18 protein-coding genes are annotated in these 18,879 nt (G+C 71.6%); 7 read left to right on the top strand and 11 right to left on the bottom strand.

Going from position 1 to position 18,879, the window contains the following annotated elements:
- Positions 1–25: 25 nt before the first annotated feature.
- Both leuE and KBY47_RS14080 read right to left on the bottom strand, forming a co-directional pair.
- Complete coding sequence (gene leuE, locus KBY47_RS14085; protein ID WP_210921414.1) at positions 26–667, bottom strand: leucine efflux protein LeuE; 642 nt, start codon at positions 665–667, stop codon at positions 26–28.
- 132 nt (positions 668–799) lie between these two features.
- Entirely contained in the window at positions 800–2,380 is a 1,581-nt protein-coding gene (locus KBY47_RS14080; protein ID WP_210921413.1) for a methylmalonyl-CoA mutase, read from the bottom strand.
- A 164-nt stretch (positions 2,381–2,544) separates the two neighbouring features.
- Between KBY47_RS14080 and KBY47_RS14075 the strand changes: the two genes are divergently transcribed.
- Positions 2,545–3,402: a L,D-transpeptidase family protein gene (locus tag KBY47_RS14075; RefSeq protein WP_210921412.1), complete on the top strand. Its 858-nt coding sequence runs from the start codon at positions 2,545–2,547 to the stop codon at positions 3,400–3,402.
- A gap of 197 nt (positions 3,403–3,599) precedes the next feature.
- Here the strand turns inward: KBY47_RS14075 and KBY47_RS14070 are convergent, their stop codons facing one another.
- The 5 genes from KBY47_RS14070 to KBY47_RS14050 form a co-directional block, all read right to left on the bottom strand.
- On the bottom strand, positions 3,600–4,634 hold the full coding sequence (locus tag KBY47_RS14070) for a hypothetical protein (RefSeq protein WP_210921411.1): 1,035 nt from the start codon (positions 4,632–4,634) through the stop codon (positions 3,600–3,602).
- A complete protein-coding gene (locus KBY47_RS14065) occupies positions 4,634–5,308 on the bottom strand; it encodes an RNA polymerase sigma factor (protein WP_210921410.1) in 675 nt (224 codons plus the stop codon). Before KBY47_RS14065 ends, KBY47_RS14070 begins: the two co-directional genes overlap by 1 nt.
- Before the next feature lie 347 nt (positions 5,309–5,655).
- Positions 5,656–6,483, bottom strand: coding sequence for a hypothetical protein (locus KBY47_RS14060; protein ID WP_247694648.1), 828 nt, complete (start codon positions 6,481–6,483; stop codon positions 5,656–5,658).
- Positions 6,484–6,756: 273 nt separating this feature from the next.
- The gene (locus tag KBY47_RS14055; RefSeq protein ID WP_210921409.1) at positions 6,757–7,389 is read right to left on the bottom strand and encodes an RNA polymerase sigma factor; all 633 of its coding nucleotides are present in this window, start codon (positions 7,387–7,389) and stop codon (positions 6,757–6,759) included.
- 179 nt (positions 7,390–7,568) lie between these two features.
- Positions 7,569–7,967, bottom strand: a complete 399-nt coding sequence (locus KBY47_RS14050) for a hypothetical protein (protein WP_374103077.1) — start codon at positions 7,965–7,967, stop codon at positions 7,569–7,571.
- A 412-nt stretch (positions 7,968–8,379) separates the two neighbouring features.
- Between KBY47_RS14050 and KBY47_RS14045 the strand changes: the two genes are divergently transcribed.
- On the top strand, positions 8,380–11,085 hold the full coding sequence (locus KBY47_RS14045; protein ID WP_210921408.1) for an FG-GAP-like repeat-containing protein: 2,706 nt from the start codon (positions 8,380–8,382) through the stop codon (positions 11,083–11,085).
- Positions 11,086–11,148: 63 nt separating this feature from the next.
- Here the strand turns inward: KBY47_RS14045 and KBY47_RS14040 are convergent, their stop codons facing one another.
- The 4 genes from KBY47_RS14040 to KBY47_RS14025 all read right to left on the bottom strand — a co-directional run bounded on the left by KBY47_RS14040 (position 11,149) and on the right by KBY47_RS14025 (position 14,479).
- Positions 11,149–11,601, bottom strand: a complete 453-nt coding sequence (locus tag KBY47_RS14040; RefSeq protein ID WP_247694647.1) for a hypothetical protein — start codon at positions 11,599–11,601, stop codon at positions 11,149–11,151.
- A gap of 73 nt (positions 11,602–11,674) precedes the next feature.
- On the bottom strand, positions 11,675–12,235 hold the full coding sequence (locus KBY47_RS14035) for a hypothetical protein (RefSeq protein ID WP_210921407.1): 561 nt from the start codon (positions 12,233–12,235) through the stop codon (positions 11,675–11,677).
- Between the two features lie 76 nt (positions 12,236–12,311).
- Positions 12,312–12,821, bottom strand: a complete 510-nt coding sequence (locus tag KBY47_RS14030) for a hypothetical protein (RefSeq protein WP_210921406.1) — start codon at positions 12,819–12,821, stop codon at positions 12,312–12,314.
- Between the two features lie 74 nt (positions 12,822–12,895).
- Positions 12,896–14,479 (bottom strand): glycoside hydrolase family 20 protein, encoded by a 1,584-nt coding sequence (locus KBY47_RS14025; protein WP_374103079.1) that lies wholly within the window; start codon positions 14,477–14,479, stop codon positions 12,896–12,898.
- A 149-nt stretch (positions 14,480–14,628) separates the two neighbouring features.
- Here KBY47_RS14025 and KBY47_RS14020 point away from each other — a divergent pair, with 149 nt between their 5' ends.
- From KBY47_RS14020 to KBY47_RS14000, 5 genes are all read left to right on the top strand, one after another.
- Positions 14,629–15,222, top strand: coding sequence for a 2-oxo-4-hydroxy-4-carboxy-5-ureidoimidazoline decarboxylase (locus tag KBY47_RS14020; protein WP_210921404.1), 594 nt, complete (start codon positions 14,629–14,631; stop codon positions 15,220–15,222).
- A gap of 169 nt (positions 15,223–15,391) precedes the next feature.
- Positions 15,392–15,772, top strand: coding sequence for a succinate dehydrogenase, cytochrome b556 subunit (gene sdhC / locus KBY47_RS14015; RefSeq protein WP_210921403.1), 381 nt, complete (start codon positions 15,392–15,394; stop codon positions 15,770–15,772).
- Positions 15,773–15,777: 5 nt separating this feature from the next.
- Entirely contained in the window at positions 15,778–16,260 is a 483-nt protein-coding gene (locus tag KBY47_RS14010) for a succinate dehydrogenase hydrophobic membrane anchor subunit (RefSeq protein ID WP_210921402.1), read from the top strand.
- Positions 16,261–16,279: 19 nt separating this feature from the next.
- The gene (gene sdhA, locus KBY47_RS14005; protein ID WP_210921401.1) at positions 16,280–18,034 is read left to right on the top strand and encodes a succinate dehydrogenase flavoprotein subunit; all 1,755 of its coding nucleotides are present in this window, start codon (positions 16,280–16,282) and stop codon (positions 18,032–18,034) included.
- Positions 18,034–18,795 carry a succinate dehydrogenase iron-sulfur subunit gene (locus KBY47_RS14000; RefSeq protein WP_210921400.1) on the top strand — a complete coding sequence of 254 codons (762 nt, stop codon included), beginning with the start codon at positions 18,034–18,036 and terminating at the stop codon, positions 18,793–18,795. The genes sdhA and KBY47_RS14000 overlap by 1 nt, the downstream gene beginning before the upstream one ends.
- Positions 18,796–18,879: the final 84 nt, after the last annotated feature.

Here is an 18,879-nt window from a genome sequence, read left to right as displayed (position 1 = left end):
CGCCGCACCCGAAACCGGTGGAGCCCTACGCCAACGACAACTTCACCGCGAACCCGAAGAACAACGCCCCCGCCGCCGACGTCGCCCCCGCGGACAACCGCCGGCGGCGGCGGAAGGCGGCCGCCAGCCTCGTCCCGCTGAATATCAGCGCACTGAGATAGACGACGCTGGCCAGCTGCGCCAACGTGCCCAGCACGACGAACGAGAGCACCGGATAGGCGTACCCGGGGTCGACGAACTGCACGAAGAAGGCGACGAAGAACAGGATCGCCTTGGGGTTGAGCAGGCTGATGACCAGCGCCCGCCGGTAGGGCCGCTCGTCGGCGGCGGGGGCCGCCCCGTCGTCGGCGACGGGCGTCCGCCGCGTCCGCCACATCCCCCACGCGGCCCGCAGCATGCCCACCGCGAGCCAGCTCAGATACCCGGCGCCCGCGTACTTCACGATCCCGAACAGCACGGCGTTGGCCTGGAGCAGCGAGGCGACCCCGGCGGCCGACAGCGTCATCAGCACGGTGTCCCCGCACCACACGCCCGCCGCGGCGGTGTACCCGGCGCGCACACCGCGCCGGGCGGCCACGGACAGGACGTAGAGCGAGTTCGGACCGGGCAGCAGGACGATCAGGATCAGGCCCGCGAGGTACGTGGGAAGGTCGATGACACCGAACATGGAAGGGAGTGTCGCACGCGGCTACGACACTCGGCCCGGCCCGTCCGGATCCCGATCAGATCCCGCTGAGAAGCCGAGCAGATCCCGATGAGAACACGCTCCGGACCCGCTCCGAACCCGGTCCGAACCGGATCAGAAGGCGTCCGAGGGGACGTACGTCCCCCACACCTCCCGCAGCGCGTTGCAGACCTCGCCCACCGTCGCCCGGGCCCGCAGCGCGTCCTTCATCGGGTACAGGACGTTGTCCTCGCCCTCGGCGGCCTTCTTCAGGGCGGTCAGGGCGGCGTCGACGGCCCCCTGGTCGCGCTCGGCGCGCAGCTTCGCCAGCCGCTCCGCCTGCTGGGCCTCGATGGCCGGGTCGACGCGCAGGGGCTCGTAGGGCTCCTCCTCGTCGAGCTGGAAGCGGTTGACGCCGACGACGACCCGCTCTCCGCTGTCGGTCTCCTGGGCGATGCGGTAGGCGCTGCGCTCGATCTCGTTCTTCTGGAAGCCGCGCTCGATGGCGTTGACCGCGCCGCCGAGGTCCTCGACCTTCCGCATCAGCTCGACGGCCGCCGCCTCGACGTCGTCGGTCATCTTTTCGATGACGTACGACCCGGCGAACGGGTCGACGGTCGCCGTCACGTCGGTCTCGTAGGCGAGGACCTGCTGGGTGCGCAGGGCGAGCCGGGCGGACTTGTCCGTCGGCAGCGCGATCGCCTCGTCGAAGCTGTTGGTGTGCAGCGACTGGGTGCCGCCGAGGACCGCGGCGAGGCCCTGGACGGCGACGCGGACCAGGTTGACCTCGGGCTGCTGGGCGGTCAGCTGCACGCCCGCGGTCTGGGTGTGGAAGCGCAGCATCATCGACTTGGGGTTCTTGGCTCCGAACTCGTCGCGCATCACCCGGGCCCAGATCCGGCGGGCGGCACGGAACTTGGCGACCTCCTCCAGGATCGTCGTACGGGCGACGAAGAAGAACGACAGCCGGGGCGCGAAGTCGTCGACGTCCATGCCCGCGGCGACCGCCGTGCGCACGTACTCGATGCCGTCGGCCAGCGTGAACGCGATCTCCTGCGCGGGTGAGGCGCCCGCCTCTGCCATGTGGTAGCCGGAGATCGAGATGGTGTTCCACTTGGGGATCTCGGCCTTGCAGTACTTGAAGATGTCGGCGATCAGCCGCAGGGAGGGCTTCGGCGGGAAGATGTACGTCCCGCGCGCGATGTACTCCTTCAGCACGTCGTTCTGGATCGTGCCGGTGAGCTTGTCGGCGCTGACGCCCTGCTCCTCGGCGACCAGTTGGTAGAGGAGCAGCAGCAGGGCGGCCGGGGCGTTGATCGTCATCGACGTCGACACCTTGTCCAGCGGGATGCCGCCGAACAGCACCCGCATGTCGTCGACGGAGTCGATCGCCACGCCGACCTTGCCGACCTCACCGTGCGCGATCGGGGCGTCGGAGTCGTGGCCCATCTGGGTGGGCAGGTCGAAGGCCACCGACAGGCCCATGGTGCCGTTGGCGATCAGCTGCTGGTAGCGGGCGTTGGACTCCGCCGCCGTGCCGAAACCGGCGTACTGGCGCATCGTCCAGGGGCGGCCCGTGTACATCGACGGGTAGACACCGCGCGTGTACGGGTACGAACCCGGCTCGCCCAGCTTCTCCTCGGGCTCCCAGCCCTGGAGAGCGTCCGGACCGTAGACCGGCTCGATGGGGAGTCCGGACTCCGACTCGCGTGCCATGGTGCGCCTCCGCGTTTGCTTGCTACTCGCCAGTACAGGCCGACCCTCGCCACGGACTGTAGCGGCGGCCGTGCGCCCGGTGGAGGGCCTCCCGCTGGGACCTTCCTCACAACAACCATGCCCCACGGTTGGCCCGCGCTCACGGAAGGGGAAGGATCCCGGGCATGGGGAGTGTGAGGTCGTACGTCACCCTGCTCGGCCTGTCCGGCGCACTCGCCGCGCTGGCGGCGACCACGGTGGCGGGCTGCACGGTCCAGCCCGCCGGGGAGGACGGCAAGCCCGTGCCGCCGCTGCGGGTGGAACTGCCGTCGTCGGCACCGGCGGAGGACGGCGCCCCGTCCGCCCCGGCCCGCCCCCCGACCACCAACGCGCCCGCGCCCGCAGCGCCCGCGCCGGTGCTCTACGCGCCCGGGGACAGCGGGCGGGACATACGCGAACTCCAGGCCCGGCTGCGTCAGATCGACTGGCTCTTCGACGGGCCGACCGGCACCTACGACGACCTGACCGAGCAGGCCGTACGCGGCTTCCAGGGCAAGCGCGGACTGCCCCCGACCGGCCGGACCGACACCGTCACCTGGCAGCGGCTGCTGGACATGACCACGGAACCGGGCAGGTGGCAGCTCTATCTGATGGGCGGTCAGCCCGCCGACGCGCCCGATCCGCGCTGTCTGACGGGACGGGTGCTCTGCATCAGCAAGTCCAGCCGGACCCTGCGCTGGATGATCGACGGCCGGACGGTGTCGGTGATGCCGGTCCGGTTCGGCTCGGAGTACACACCGACCCGGGAAGGTGTGTTCGAGGTCTACTGGAAGTCACGGCACCATGTGTCAACGCTCTACGACTCCCCCATGCCGTACGCCATGTTCTTCAGCGGCGGACAGGCCGTGCACTACTCCTCCGACTTCGCGGCGCGCGGCTACGCGGGCTCCTCGCACGGCTGCGTCAACGTCCGGGACGAGCCCGCGATCGCGGATCTGTTCGCGCAGGTGAGGAACGGCGACAAGGTCGTCGTGCACCGGTGAGGGCTTCTTGTGGGGCGCGGGCGGGACCGGGGGAACGTGTCCCGCCCGCGCCAAGGAGCACAAGCCCTGGGTACGGGGGGAACCCTGGCTCTGTGCCATGAAGCCGATGACCAGTCGGCTCACTCATTACTGCGCCTCGGGGGCCGAATGTGTCACACCCTGCGCAGGAAAAGTTCCACGCGACACGAAAGCGCAGGTCAGGGGGCGTCCGACGCCTTGTTCTTGCCGGGGGTCTTGTTCTTGCCGGGGGTCTTGTCCTTGCCGGACGCCTTGTCCTTGTCCTGGCCGCCCTTGTTCTCGTCCCGGCCCTTGCCGTTGCCGCCGCCCTTGCCGTTGACCTTGCCCTGGTCCTCGTCCTGGTCCTCGTCCTTGGTCTCTTTTCCCTTGGCCTTGCCCTTGTCCTTCTCTTTGTCGCCGTCCCCGTCGGCCTTCTCCTGGTCGCCGTTGCCGTCGCCGCCGTTGTCTTTGGTGGCGCCGCTGCCGACGGCCTTGTCCTTCAGGGCGGCCTCGCAGTACTTCGGGACCCGGGACGGCCCGCCCGCCGCACCCTCCAGGGCGCGGCGGCGGTCGACGTCCAGCTTCTTGCCGTCGCGCAGATCGCGGCAGGCGGCGGCTTCCTTGCCGTCCGCCTCGCCCGAGGGGGCCGTGGCGGACGGGCTCCGGGTGGCGTGCTCTCCGCCGACGGCCGTTCCCGAGCCCTGGCCGCGGGTGCCGTCGGGGGAGGGGGAGACCAGCGGGCGCTCGGGGGCCGCAGCCGAGACCGAACTGGCCGGGGCCGGTGTGCTGTCGTCGAACGGTGTCGGCAGGACTCCGGTTCCGGCCGCCACGGCGACCCCGCCGACCATTCCCGCGGTCAGCGCGGCGGCCAGTCCGAGGCGCAGGGGGCGGCCCCAGCGCGGGCGGCGCGCGCGGCCGGAGCGGTCGGCGCGCGGGGGACGTACGCCGATCCGAACCAGCCCGGCGTCGGCGCCAGGGCGGGCGCGGGAGCCCACGCCAAGGGCGGCGTGCTCCTCCTCGCGGTCCGTCCGGGCCTTGCGGAAGGCGGCCAACGCGGCGTCCTCGCCGGGGAGTTCCTCGCTGGTCAGCGGGGTCTGCGCGGAGAGCGCGCCGAGGGCGTCGGCCAGTCGGCGGGCGGGTTCACGGGCGTCGGCGCCGGCAGCGTCCAGCGGCTCTCCGCGCAGCAACCGCTCCGCCGTATCGCGGTCCAGCCACCTGTACTGCTCGTCGGCCATCACACATCCTTCTGCGTCCGCGCGCGCGTATGCGTCACAGTCGCGGACGTCACCGTCCGCCCGCGCGGTTGCCGCGGGGCGGGGACGGCGTCGAGCCCACCGGTGGATTCCGGATCGTCGCCGAGTTGGTCGCCGAGGAGTTCCGCGAGCCGTTTCAGGCCGCGGTGCGCGGCGGTGCGGACGGCGCCGGGGCGTTTGCCGAGCGTGTCCGCGGCCGTCTTGGCGTCGAGGCCGACGACGACCCTCAGGACGACGGCCTCGGCCTGGTCCTGGGGCAGCCGGGCGATGAGGGAGAGGGTGCGGTCGGTGGCCAGTGACTCCATCGCCTCGCCCGCGGTGTCCGACTCGGCGGCTCGGCCGGTCAGTTCGGTCTCGTCGCCGCCGATCGCGGGGCGGCGGCCGCGCATGCGTATGTGGTCCAGGGCCCGGTTGCGGGCTATCCGGGCGGCCCAGCCGCGGAACCGGTCGGCGTCGCCGCTGAAGCGTTCCAGGTCCCGGGCGATCTGGAGCCAGGCCTCGGAGGCGACGTCCTCGGCGTCGGGGTCGCCGACCAGCGTCCGTACGTATCCGAGCAGCCGTGGGTGCACCGCGCGGTACACAGTCCGGAACGCGGTCTCGTCCCCGTCCTGTGCCGCAAGCACCGCGGCCGTCAGCTCCGCGTCGTCCCCCAGCACCGTACGCCCCTCTTTTGCGCCTTCGGCTTCTCGTGGTTGGTGTGTGTGCGGCTCACTGCCAGCCGGTGGTGGCGGCAGTCACCCGTCACCCCTGTTGATCATCCGCACTCGGCGCGAAACGCACGTTACGGCGTGAAACCGCTCCCCGTCCATGTTCATAGAGGATGCAACTAACTCGTGACGCAGAGGGTGTGACAGAAAGCGCACCCGCGGCGCTGTAGGAAGTACGGGCCGCCGCGCGGCCCGTGCCGCGCGACGGCCGGGGCCTCTCCTGTGGGGGGTGGCGGCCCCGGTCGTCCCCGGCGCCACCGCCGTGACCTCGGGCGATTCCCAGCGCCCCCTCCGGCCTACTGGTTCTTCCCGTTGCTCTTGTCGGCGTTTTCGGCGTTGTCAGCGTTCTCGCCGTTCTCAGCGCTGTCGCCGTTCTCAGCGCTGTCGCCGTTGTCGGCGTTGTCCGCGCCGCCCTCGCCGCCGCTCTTGCCCGTGCTCCGCTCCGGTGCGGACGGGCGGGCCGTACCGGTGGGCCGGGGCGGGTCCGTGGGGCGCGCCGACGGGCCGGTCCGCGCGGCGCAGTAGGCGTCGACCTCGTCCACGCCGCCCGCCGCGGCCACGAGCCGCTGCCAGGAGGTGGCGTCCAGCGCCTTGCCACGGCCGCCGACCTGCTCGTACGCCCGGCAGTGGGCCTGGGTGTCCTGGGCGGCGGGCGGACGCCCGGGCTGCGTGGACCCGGCGTCGGAACCGGCGGTGCCGGGCTCGGCGGCCGGGGCGTCCGGGCGGGACGTGGTGGTGCGGGGCCGTTCCCGGTCCTTGGTGGCGTCGCCGGCCGTGGACCCGCCCGAGCCGATCGCGGCGACCGCGACACCGCCCAGCGTGAGGCTGCCGAGCAGCACGGCGAACGTGGTCCGCAGCGAGCGTCCGGCGCGGCGCCGCGGCCGGGTGCGCCAGTCGTCCCGGCGCCGGGTGCGGGCGCTGTGCGCTCCGGCGTCCCGGGCGGTGCGGAACGCGGCGACGGCGCGCTGCTCGGCGTCGGCGTCGATCCGGCGCTCGCGCAGCGCCTCGGTGAGCAGCGCCTCCAGGGCGCCGTCCTGCTCCGCCCACCAGGGGCCGGACGCGGCGTCACCGGGGTGCGCACGCCGACGGCCGGAGACTCCGCCGTCGCTCATCCGTTCGCCCATGTCCGCTTCCGTTCCTGTTCCGCCTCGCTGATCCGACCCGGCCCGGCACCATCGCCGTACGACCGACAACGCCCGGCCGACCGGGCGGACGCGCCTGACCGACCGCACCGGCTCCCTTGCCGGCACCGGCCCGGGCGACCGCCTCGGACCGCCCGCGCACCCGCGCCCAGCCAACCGCACCGGGCACCCCCCGCGCACCACCGCCACCCTCCGCCCCCGGCGTCGTCGCGCGGGCCGTGCGGCGGGTCGGTGGTCGGGGACTGTCGGCGTCGCTCATTTCGACTCACCCAGCGTCCGGGGGCCGTCATCCGTCACACCCCCGGTCGTGGCGTCCCCGGCGCCGAGGCGGCGGGCGAGGCGTCTGAGGCCGCGGTAGGCGGCGGTGCGGACGGCGCCGGGACGCTTGCCGAGGACGCGGGCGGCGGCGGGTCCGTCGAGGCCGACGACGACCCGGAGCAGTACCGCTTCCGCCTGGTCACGGGGCAGTTCGCGGACGAGCTGCAGGGCGCGCTCGGTGGACAGCGCCTCGAACGCCTGGTCGTGGGTGGTGTGCGGTCCGGGCAGCTCCAGTACGTCCTGTTCGAGGGCGCTGGGGCGGGGCCGCACCCGCTGGCGGCGCAGGTGGTCGAGCGCCCGGTGCCGGGCGATGGTCGCGGTCCAGCCGCGGAACCCGGCACCGTCGCCCTTGAACCGCCCGAGGTCCCGGGCTATCTCCAGCCAGGCGTCGGACGCCACGTCCTCGGCGTCGTCGCCGACGAGCCCGCGCAGATAGCCGAGCAGGCCGGGCTGCACGATCCGGTACGCGACCGCGAACGCGGCCTCGTCACCGTCCTGCGCCCGCGCGACGGCCGCGCCCAGCTCCCCGTCGTACGCCTGTGCGCGCCGGGGTTCCCCTCCCTGGCCCAAGACTGTCCTCGTTCGTACCGGGTCCGTTGCTAGTCCGCGCCGTGCGACACGCATCGGCCGTGTCGACGCCCCCCAAGGTCATCAGCGCCGGTGCTCACAGAAGTGTCACAGCCCGTCAGAACGCGCGAGGAAGATCGACACGGCGTTCGACACGGTTCCGGCCGAGGTGGGGCGGGTCGTCAGGCGGCCGGTCTCTGGGAGCGGCCGTGCAGGGTCAGGTAGAAGGTCTGGAGCGACTCGTCGGGGCCGCCCGCCTCGAAGCGGTTGAGGACCTTGCCGAGGGGGTTCCAGATCCGGCCGTCGGGCATCCGGACGCCGACCGGCTGGCCGAGCACGGCCCGCTGACCGGCGTCGAGGTCCACCCAGGCGGCGCCCGCGCGGCGTACGAGCACCTCGCCGACGTAGGCACCGAGGCCGCAGAGGGTGTCCCGGGCCCGGTCCTGGTCGGCGCCGCCCTTGCGCAGGCCGTCAATGAGGAAGTCGACGACGCGCAGGCTGCGGACGGAGTAGTCCAGCGGCAGTCGGTTCCGGGCGGTGACACGCGAACGCCGTGGCGTACGCCCGCATCTCGGTCGCACACGGCACGTACTCGTCCACTCGGCTCATGAGACCCCCACCTCTTCGCTCGGCGTCGGGAACGCACAGCGGTCCCCCTCAGTCCCAGCGGATCCCCGCCGCGAAACGACACGGGCCCCGGACATGCCGAATGTCACAGGGGAATCGCGGGTGCCCCGTACAACCTTTTCCGGGCTCGTTGGTCTGTCGTGTGCATGGCGCAATCGACAGGAGGCATCAGGCTGTGATCTAGACCACTTAGCCCTGTGGGCAAGTGATGTTCGCCCAGCACAATGCGCTGGGTACAGCAGGCCATCCCCGTGACGGATGTGCCTTGCGTGACTACTTCTTTCGATCTTCTGTGGCCCGTCGCGGCCAATTTGGGGTGGGTTCGTCTTGAGTCGTCGTACGTCGCACGCGTACAGACCGCTGAGCTTGAAGCGCAGAGCCTGGCTCACGCTCGGCGCCGTCGTCCTGGGGGGTGGCGGCGTCGTGACGTACGCCCTGGCCAGCCCCTCCGACGACCCGCAGGGGGTGGAGACCCGTGCCAAGCGGCCGGTCAAGGTCTACGACATCGCCCTCAAGGGCAGCGGCAACCGCGAGCGCGAGCTGCCGCGCACCAGCACCCAGCAGTTCTCCCTGCTCGGCGTCTCCTGGACCGGACCCCGGGTGCAGCTCGACGGCACCGCGCAGGTGCGCACCCGCAGCACCGGGACCGGCGACTGGACCGGCTGGCAGGACCTCGAGCTGGGCCAGGACCCGCCGGAGGGCATCGAGCTGGGCGCCCGCGGCGCCTCCGAGCCGCTGTGGGTCGGCCCGTCCGACGGTGTCGAGGTGCAGGTCGTCCGGGAGGACGGCACGTCCAGCGCCGGGCTGCCCAAGGGGCTCGAGGTCAACCTCGTCGACCCGGGCGTGGTGACCAACGCCGAGACCAAGTCCATCGGCACCGAGATCGAACCGGTGGCGTTCGCCGCCGAGACCGCCAGCCCCACCGCCACGGAGACGACGGACGGCACGGCCACCGACTCCGCGACCGACACGGTCACCGCGACGGCCACGGCCACCGAGACCACCGCCGGGAGCACGGAGACCGCCGAGGCCACCGGGACCGCCTCGCCGACCGGCTCCACGACGGCGTCTCCCACCGACACGGCCACCACGTCCCCGTCGCCGACCGAGACCAAGCCGGTCGCCCCGCCGTCCACCGTCACCAAGCCGCCCGTCATCAGCCGGGCCGGGTGGGGCGCCAACGAGTCGCTGGTCGAGGACCCGCCGAGCTACATCGACAAGGTGCAGGCCGTCTTCGTGCACCACACGGTCGGCTCCAACAGCTACAGCTGCGCCCAGTCGGCGTCGCTGGTGCGCGGCGTCATGGCGTACCACGTCCAGGTCAACGAGTGGAACGACCTCGGCTACAACTTCCTGGTCGACAAGTGCGGCCAGATCTTCGAGGGCCGCGCGGGCGGCATCGACCTGCCCGTGCAGGGTGCACACACCTACGGCTTCAACTCCTACTCCACCGGCATCGCCGTCCTCGGCGACTACGAGGGCGACCCGACCAAGGGCATCCCACCGGCCCGCCCCACCCGGGCGACGCTGGAGTCGGTGGCGCGGGTCGCCGCGTGGAAGCTGGGCCAGTACGGCGGCAACCCGACCGGCAAGGTCACCCTGACCGCGGGTGGCGACACCGGCGTGTGGAAGAAGGGCGACCAGGCCACCCTGAACCAGATCGCCGGCCACAAGGACGGCTACGCCACCGAGTGCCCCGGCCGGACCCTGTATTCCAAGCTCGGTGAGATCCGCCGGTTCGCCGCCAGCCCCGGCGCCAGCTCGGCCATCCCGACCTCCGACTTCAACCGCGACGGCGTCAACGACCTGGTCGCGGGCCTGCCGAACAGCAACCGCCTCGTCGTGGTGCCGGGCGGCACCGACGGCCCCGTCGCCGACCTGCGGCGTTCGCTCAGCCAGGGCAGCCCCGGGGTGCCCGGCGGCAACGAGACCGGCGACGCCTTCGGCGCCTCCACCGCCTGGGGCGACAACAACGGCGACGGCTACGCCGACCTGGTGATCGGTTCGCCCGGCGAGGACGACACCAGCGGCCACGCCGACCGCGGCCAGGTCACCGTGCTGTACGGCCCCGGCCTGAACAGCGGCTACTCCTTCACCACCGCGTCCGGCATCACCGCGACCGGGGCGAAGCTCGGCTCCACCGTGAGCGTCGGGGACTTCAACGCCGACGGCAAGGCCGACATCTTCACCGCGGGCACCGGCAAGGGCGGCAGCTACCAGGTCCGCCACCGCGGCGGCGCCACAACGACCGGGAGCCTCACGAGCGCGACCGGTTCGATCGCCCTGCTCGACTCGGCGACCGGCGACTTCAACCGGGACGGCTACGCGGACGTCGCCCTCAACTACCGTGACGCGGGCGGCGTCGGCCGCGTGGTCCGGTTCGCGGGCTCCGCGAACGGCCTCACCAAGGTCGGCGTCATCTCCGTCAAGGGCGGCCGGTCCATCGCCGCGGGCGACTTCAACGGCAACGGCTACGACGACATCGTCATCGGCCAGGTGAAGTCCAGTGAGTCCGGCGCCTACACGGGCGGCCAGATCACCATGGTCCTCGGCACCTCGTCCGGCTTCACCACCACCGGGATGCGCACCCTGCACCAGAACAGCAGCGGGGTTCCGGGCGGCGCCGAGTCCGGAGACGACATGGGTCACGCCGTCTCCGCCGGGGACTACAACGACGACGGCTACGCGGACGTCCTCGTCGGCCTGCCCAACGAGGACATCACCCGCAGCGGCACCAACCGGTCCAACGCGGGCATGGTCCTGCTGCTCCCGGGCTCCTCGACGGGTCTGACCGGCTCCGGCGGCAAGGCCTTCCACCAGGACTCCAGCGGCATCGGCGGCGTCACCGAGACCAACGACAAGCTCGGCTCCTCGGTGGTGCTCCAGGACCTGTCCGGCTGGGGCCGGGCCGACCTCGCCATCGGTGCCCTCGGTGAGGACGGCTACGACGGTGTCATCCTCCAGCTGGACAGCGGCAGCTCCGGCGTCGACTCCAGCAGCTACACGTACTACAGCCGCGGCAACCTCGGCACGCCGGCCGGCGGCCGGCTCGGCCAGACGCTGACGCCGTAGCACGGCACGCGGAAACAGCGAACCGGCCGGGGCCCGCAACGGGTCCCGGCCGGTTCGTCGTTCTCAGCCGCGCCCGCCCGCCGTGGCGTCCCGGCACAACAGCCGCAGCGAACCGTCGCCGGTGAAGCAGCGGGTGGCCTCCTCGATGGGGTCCCAGAGACGGCCGTCGGGCGTACGGACCCAGTGGTCGCCGCCCGACGCCCACCACTCCGCGCCGGCCTGACGGACGATCACCTCACCGGCGTAGGCCCCGAAGCCGCGCAGCACGCTCTCCACGGCCGCCGCCGGGGTGCCCTCCTGGCGCAGTTCGTCGATCATCCGGTCGACCCGCCACAGACTCTGCGCCGTGTAGTCGAGGCGCACCCGGGCGCCCTCCCGCATGGTCGCCACCGCGTCCGCGGCCCAGCGCACCGGCTTCGCGGCGGCCTGCGGTCTGCTCCCGGCCTCGCCCGGAACCTGCCTCGTCACACTCGTCGTCGCACTCGTCACATACGGGAAAGCGAGGTCCGGGGTCATTTCGTCACCCGTTCGGGTGCACCTTCCCCCAACCCGTACGAAACCGTCCCGGGCCCGTCACGACGCAGGCACCTCAGCCGCCCACCCGAGCGCGCCGGGACACCACCGCGCGCAGGACGCGGCGTCCCTCGATCGACACCTCCAGGGCCTGGCGCAGGCCGCCCGCACCGTGGCCGGCGAGGAGTTCGAGGACCTGGATCTGGCGTCGCAGTTCGGCGGCGACCAGCGGCGACATGCACTCCGTACGGCCCTCGCGGCGGGCCTCGACGCTGTCCGCGCCGTCCTCCGCGGGGTCGAGCAGCCGGTGGACGCGCAGGGAGGCGACGGAGCAGGCGTCGGCCCAGGTCCGCACCTCGTCGGCGGCCCGTGTCTCCGGGGCGGCCGCCAGCATCCGCCGTGCCAGCTGGGCGGCCTCGCCCCCGGCTGCGCCGCCCCCGGCGCCGATCCGGTCGCGCACCTCCTCCAGGAGCCCGCCCCAGGCTCCGGGGTCACCGGCGTCGACGAGGTTGGCCCACAGCGGCCGCAGTACCTCGTCGTCGCCGCCCAGCAGGGGCACGCACCGATCCAAACAAGCCAAGGCGCTGGTAGCCAGTCCGCGCTCGTCGGCCTGTGCGATCAGTTCCACCAGGCTCATCCACGCCTCCCTCGCCGGGGCGCCATCCCTTACGGAGCCCGCACTTCCCCTAACTGCGCGCGACGGGCCCGTAATGTCACAGCGGCACCACCCCGAGCCGGTCGAGGAACCGGAACAGCAGGTTTTCGGCCACCGGATCGGGGTCGGCGGTCAGCAGGCCGAGCAACGGTTCGGCGGCCACGGTGAGCCCGCCCTCCGCCGCCCAGGCGACGGCCCGCCCGGCGGCGTCCCGCGGCTCCAGGAAGTAGTCCTCCAGCGTCAGCCCCTCCTGCCCGGCCCCGATGTAGCGGGCCATCGCCGCCCGGCCCAGACAGGCCGTCCACGCCCCGCTCTCCGGCGCCGCCGCCTCGATGATCACGCAGGCACTGTCCATGACGTACCCGAAGAGCGCGGGCGCCCCGGTCTCCCGCGCCAGGACGTTCATGCTGCCGACGTCACCGTCCCCGTTCGGGTACTCCCACAGCTGCCATCCGTCCGCCGTCTTCTGCTCCCGGCGCGTCAGCCGTTCCGCCGCCCCGGCCAGCGCCTCGCACTCCCCGAGCGGCCGCTGACCGCGGCCCACGACGAAGTACCCCCAATAACCCATCTCCGGTTCCCCCCGGTTGCTCGCTTGCACTGCCGTCCGACACCATCACAGCCGTACGCCAGTGCGCATGGAAATCACCCCAATCGGTCCGCGAGCCGCCGGAACTGGGCCCATGACAGCTCCGGCGCGTCCGGGTCCCACAGCTTCTGCACGGTGGCCCGCAGCGGCAGCCGGATGCCCGCCGCGACCTGGTCCTGCGTCTGCGCACCGGCCAGGTCGCACCACACCGCGAAGGAACCGCCGAGGATCTGGCCGTCGTAGCGCTCCGCCACCGCCTCGGTGCCGCGCAGCACCCGCGGCGTCCACTGCTCGTAGATGCGCTGTCCGGTCGGATAGACGAAGGTCTGCGGCTCGCCGAGGACGTAGTAGAGGAACTCGTCGTTGTAGTTGACGACCTTCCGGCCCGCGCTCAGGTACTCCACCGGCTGCCGCGCGCCGATCTCCTTGCCCGTCCAGTAGGCGACCTGGATGTCCTCGGCGGCCCGCACGGACGCGTCCCGGTAGAAGCCGTCGTTCCAGGCGCGCGGGGTGCGGCCGTGGCCGCGGACGGTCTCGGCGCGGTCGTTCAGCCAGCCGGTCGCCAGGTCCGCGACCGTGGCACCGGACCCGAACCTCTTCCGCGCCGCCGCCGCGAGCTGCGGGTACGACGCCTCGGGGTCGGCCACCGTCAGCGCCCGGTACTCGTCGCCGCCCAGATGCCACTGCCCGCCCGGGAACAGCCCGGCGTACTCGTCGAGCAGCTCGTCCACGATCGTCGCGGCGTCCGCCCGGGAGATGTCCACCGCCCCCCGCGCGGCCTGCCCCCGCGCGTCCCGCAGCTGCAACTCCGGATGCGCCGCGATCACGGCCCCCAGGTGCCCGGGCGAGTCGATCTCCGGTACGACGGTGATGTGCCGCTCGGCCGCGAGGTCCACGATCCGCCGCACCTCGGCCTTGCTCAGCCGCTGCTCGGACACGACCTCGGGGTGGCTGTCGGACTCGATCCGGAAGCCCTGGTCGTCGGAGAAGTGCAGCCCGAGCTGGTTGAACTTCAGGTCCCCCAGCTCCCGCACCCGGTCCTCGATCCAGGACGCGGTGAAGTGCTTGCGCGCGATGTCCAGCATCAGCCCCCGCTGCGCCTTGGCGGGCTCGTCCCGTACGACGCCCTCCGGCGCCGTGCCCCCGTCGCGCACCTCCTGCTTGAGCGTGCGGGTGCCGTAGAACACGCCCGCGTCGCTCGGCCCGCTGATCTCCACCCCGCCGCCGCGCACGGTCATGGTGTACGACTCCGGCCCGGCCCCCGCGCCGTCCCCCAGCGTCAGCCGTACGTCCCCGGCCCGCCGGTCGCCCCGCTCCCCCGCGTACGTCAGCCCCAGCTCACCGGCTATCAGCCGCCCCTCGTCGGCCAGCTCACCGTCGCCGACGACCACCCGGTACCCGTCCCGGGGCCGCCACCCGGGCCCGCGCTCCGCGGTGTGCTCGCGCACGGCGGGGATGGTGCGCGGTGCCTCGGAGAGCGGATAGCTGCGGCTGGGACTGGGGGTGGGCGACGGCGACGTGCTCGCGGAGATGTCCCCGGACGGGCTCATCGCGGACCCGCCGTCCCCGTCGCCCGCGGTGGCCCACAGACCGAGGCCCACCCCGCCCGCGATCACGGCGAGGCCCACCCCCGCCGCTATCAGACCCTGCCTCCGTGTCCCGTGTTCCGCCGCGCGGCGCCTGTGCTGACTCACCCCGCCAACCTACGACCGCAGCGGACGACAGGCGTCCACCACCCGTTCCGAAACTCTTCCGTCCGGGTGAATTTCGGGCATCCATCGGACACGTCATGACCGCTCTGGATAACGTGACGGTACATCTCCCACACCATCCCCTGCCGAAACCCGTGACGCCCCCACACCTTCCCGGCGAAGTCGCCATATCCCGGCTGGACCACTTCAACGGCGCTCCCGCGGCCGACCTCCAGCCCGCCCTCCTCAGCTGCCTGCGCAGCCACCACTGGGCCCACCGCATCACGGCCCACCGCCCCTACCCCGACCTCGACTCCCTCCTGGCCGCCTCCGACGAGGCCGCCTACGACCTGGCCCCGACCGACCTGACCGAGGCCCTGGCGGGGGAAACGTTGCCAACGCTCCCGGAGGACACCTACGAGGCGGCCCATACGGCCCTGAACGCGGCGTATGCGGCGTACGAGGCGAAGTTCGGACATGTGTTCGTCATCCACCTCTGTGACACCCCGGCCGGGGAAGCGCTGGACCGTGTCCTGGAGGCCATTCGGTCACGACTGGCGAACGATCCGGAGGAAGAACGCCAGATAGCGGCGGAGCAACTCCGGCGCCTGGCAAGAGACCGGCTGACGAGGCACCTGAGAGGCGCGGAGAACTGCGCGACCAGCCACAAACAACCCGCACCCGACAGATAACCGGCGAATCCCCCATCCGCGTGCCAGTTTGATCACACAGACAGGCCCGCTGTAAGCACCACACGCATCCGTCGCTACCATGCTGGGGGCCGGTGGACCGTACCCGGCCGGGCCCGACCGACACGGAAAGCCGGCGCGGCCCCAGTCCCCGCTCCCGGAGGGTTCTTCCGTGCCGGCTGGAACGCTGTACCGCGGCCGGGAAGGAATGTGGTCCTGGGTGGCTCACCGAGTCACCGGCGTCCTCATCTTCTTCTTCCTGTTCGTACACGTCCTGGACACGTCTCTCGTCCGTGTCTCCCCCGAGGCCTACGACGAGGTCGTGGCCACGTACAAGACGCCGATCGTGGCCTTGCTGGAGTACGGCCTCGTCGCCGCCATCCTCTTCCACGCGCTCAACGGCCTCCGCGTCATCGCCGTCGACTTCTGGTCGAAGGGCGCCCGCTACCAGAAGCAGATGCTCTGGTCCGTCGTCGGCCTGTGGGTCGTGCTGATGCTCGGGGCGATCTACCCCGTCCTCGGCCACGCCGCTCGTGAACTGTTCGGGAGCTGACGCGTATGTCCACCACTGAGACCACCGCCACCGCCGTCGGCCCCGTCGAGGGCGTGCCCGTCTACAGCGTCGACAACCCGGCGCCGCTGATCGAGGCCCCGCGCAAGCGCACCAAGAAGACGCCGAAGTCCAGCCGCGGCAACTTCGAGATGGCCGCCTGGCTGTTCATGCGGCTCTCCGGCGTCGTGCTGGTCGTCCTGGTCATCGGTCACCTGCTCATCCAGCTGGTGCTGGACGGCGGCGTCTCGAAGATCGGCTTCGCGTTCGTGGCCGGTCGCTGGGCGAGCCCGTTCTGGCAGGTCTGGGACCTGTTGATGCTGTGGCTCGCCATGCTGCACGGCACCAACGGCCTGCGCACGGTCATCAACGACTACGCCGAGCGCGCGAACACCCGGCTGTGGCTGAAGGGCCTGCTCTACACCGCCGCGGTCTTCACCATCCTGCTGGGCACGCTGGTGATCTTCACCTTCGACCCGAACATCCGCTAGGCACGGGGCTGCGAGAATCATGAAGATCCACAAGTACGACACCGTCATCGTCGGCGCCGGTGGCGCGGGCATGCGCGCGGCCATCGAGTCGACGAAGCGCAGCCGCACCGCGGTGCTCACCAAGCTCTACCCCACCCGCTCCCACACGGGCGCCGCGCAGGGCGGCATGGCCGCCGCGCTGGCCAACGTGGAGGAGGACAACTGGGAGTGGCACACCTTCGACACGGTCAAGGGCGGTGACTACCTGGTCGACCAGGACGCCGCCGAGATCCTGGCGAAGGAGGCCATCGACTCCGTCCTCGACCTGGAGAAGATGGGCCTGCCGTTCAACCGGACCCCGAACGGCACCATCGACCAGCGCCGCTTCGGCGGTCACAGCCGTAACCACGGCGAGGCGCCGGTCCGGCGCTCCTGCTACGCGGCCGACCGCACCGGCCACATGATCCTCCAGACGCTGTACCAGAACTGCGTCAAGGAGGGCGTGGAGTTCTTCAACGAGTTCTACGTCCTGGACCAGCTGATCACCGAGGTCGACGGCGTCAAGAAGTCGGCCGGTGTCGTCGCCTACGAGCTGGCGACCGGCGAGATCCACGTCTTCCAGGCGAAGGCCGTGATCTACGCGTCCGGCGGCTGCGGCAAGTTCTTCAAGGTGACGTCGAACGCGCACACGCTGACCGGTGACGGCCAGGCGGCGGTCTACCGCCGCGGTCTGCCGCTGGAGGACATGGAGTTCTTCCAGTTCCACCCGACCGGCATCTGGCGCATGGGCATCCTGCTGACGGAGGGCGCCCGCGGTGAGGGCGGCATCCTGCGCAACAAGGACGGCGAGCGCTTCATGGAGAAGTACGCGCCGGTCATGAAGGACCTCGCGTCCCGTGACGTCGTCTCCCGCTCCATCTACACGGAGATCCGGGAGGGCCGCGGCTGCGGTCCCGAGGGCGACCACGTCTACCTGGACCTCACCCACCTGCCGCCGGAGCAGCTGGACGCCAAGCTCCCGGACATCACCGAGTTCGCCCGCACCTACCTGGGCATCGAGCCGTACACGGACCCGATCCCGATCCAGCCGACCGCGCACTACGCGATGGGCGGCATCCCGACCAACGTCGAGGGCGAGGTGCTCGCGGACAACACCACCGTCGTCCCCGGCCTGTACGCCGCCGGTGAGGTCGCGTGCGTGTCGGTGCACGGCGCCAACCGCCTGGGCACCAACTCTCTGCTGGACATCAACGTCTTCGGGCGCCGCGCGGGCATCGCCGCCGCCGAGTACTCCCAGAAGGCGGACTTCGTCGAGCTGCCGGAGAACCCGGCGGAGTTCGTGCAGACGCAGGTGGAGAACCTGCGGGGCTCCACGGGCACCGAGCGGGTGGCGACGCTCCGCAAGGAGCTCCAGGAGACCATGGACGCCAACGTCATGGTGTTCCGCACCGAGCAGACGATCAAGACGGCGGTCGAGAAGATCGCCGAGCTGCGGGAGCGCTACAAGAACGTGGCGATCCAGGACAAGGGCAAGCGGTTCAACACGGACCTGCTGGAGGCCATCGAGCTGGGCAACCTGCTCGACCTGGCCGAGGTCATGGCGGTCTCCGCCCTGGCCCGCAAGGAGTCCCGCGGCGGTCACTACCGCGAGGACTACCCCAACCGCGACGACGTCAACTTCATGCGCCACACCATGGCGTACCGCGAGGTCGGCGCCGACGGGTCCGAAACCGTCCGTCTCGACTACAAGCCGGTCGTCCAGACCCGCTACCAGCCGATGGAGCGTAAGTACTGATGGCTACCCCTGTTCTGGACAAGGCCGAGGCCGCCTCCGCGGCTTCCCCCTACATCACGGTCACCTTCCGCGTCCGCCGCTTCAACCCGGAGGTCTCCGCCGAGGCGACCTGGGAAGACTTCCAGCTGGAGATCGACCCCAAGGAGCGCGTCCTCGACGGCCTCCACAAGATCAAGTGGGAGCTGGACGGCACGCTGACCTTCCGCCGTTCCTGCGCCCACGGCATCTGCGGCTCGGACGCCATGCGGATCAACGGCAAGAACCGGCTGGCCTGCAAGACGCTGATCAAGGACATCAACCCCGAGAAGCCGATCACGGTCGAGCCCATCAAGGGCCTGACGGTCCTGAAGGACCTGGTCGTCGACATGGAGCCGTTCTTCCAGGCGTACCGGGACGTGATGCCCTTCCTGATCACGAAGGACACCAACGAGCCGACGCGTGAGCGTCTCCAGACCGCGGAGGACCGCGAGCGCTTCGACGACACGACGAAGTGCATCCTCTGCGCCGCCTGCACCTCCTCGTGCCCGGTGTTCTGGAACGACGGCCAGTACTTCGGCCCGGCCGCGATCGTCAACGCGCACCGCTTCATCTTCGACTCGCGTGACGAGGCGGGCGAGCAGCGCCTGGAGATCCTCAACGACCGGGACGGCGTGTGGCGCTGCCGTACGACGTTCAACTGCACGGACGCCTGTCCGCGCGGCATCGAGGTCACCAAGGCGATCGCCGAGGTGAAGCGGGCGCTGATCACGCGCCGCTACTGAGGCTTCGCCCCGTCCGTGAAGGGCCCGCTTCCTCCGGGAGGCGGGCCCTTCGGCGTGCCCGGCCGGAGCGCCGCCGGGGCCGAC

The sequence above is a fragment of the Streptomyces sp. B93 genome, from assembly GCF_018070565.1.
Lineage (GTDB): Bacteria > Actinomycetota > Actinomycetes > Streptomycetales > Streptomycetaceae > Streptomyces.
The sequence above is the reverse complement of the archived record's forward strand: the minus strand, read 5'-3'. Positions and strand labels throughout refer to the sequence as shown.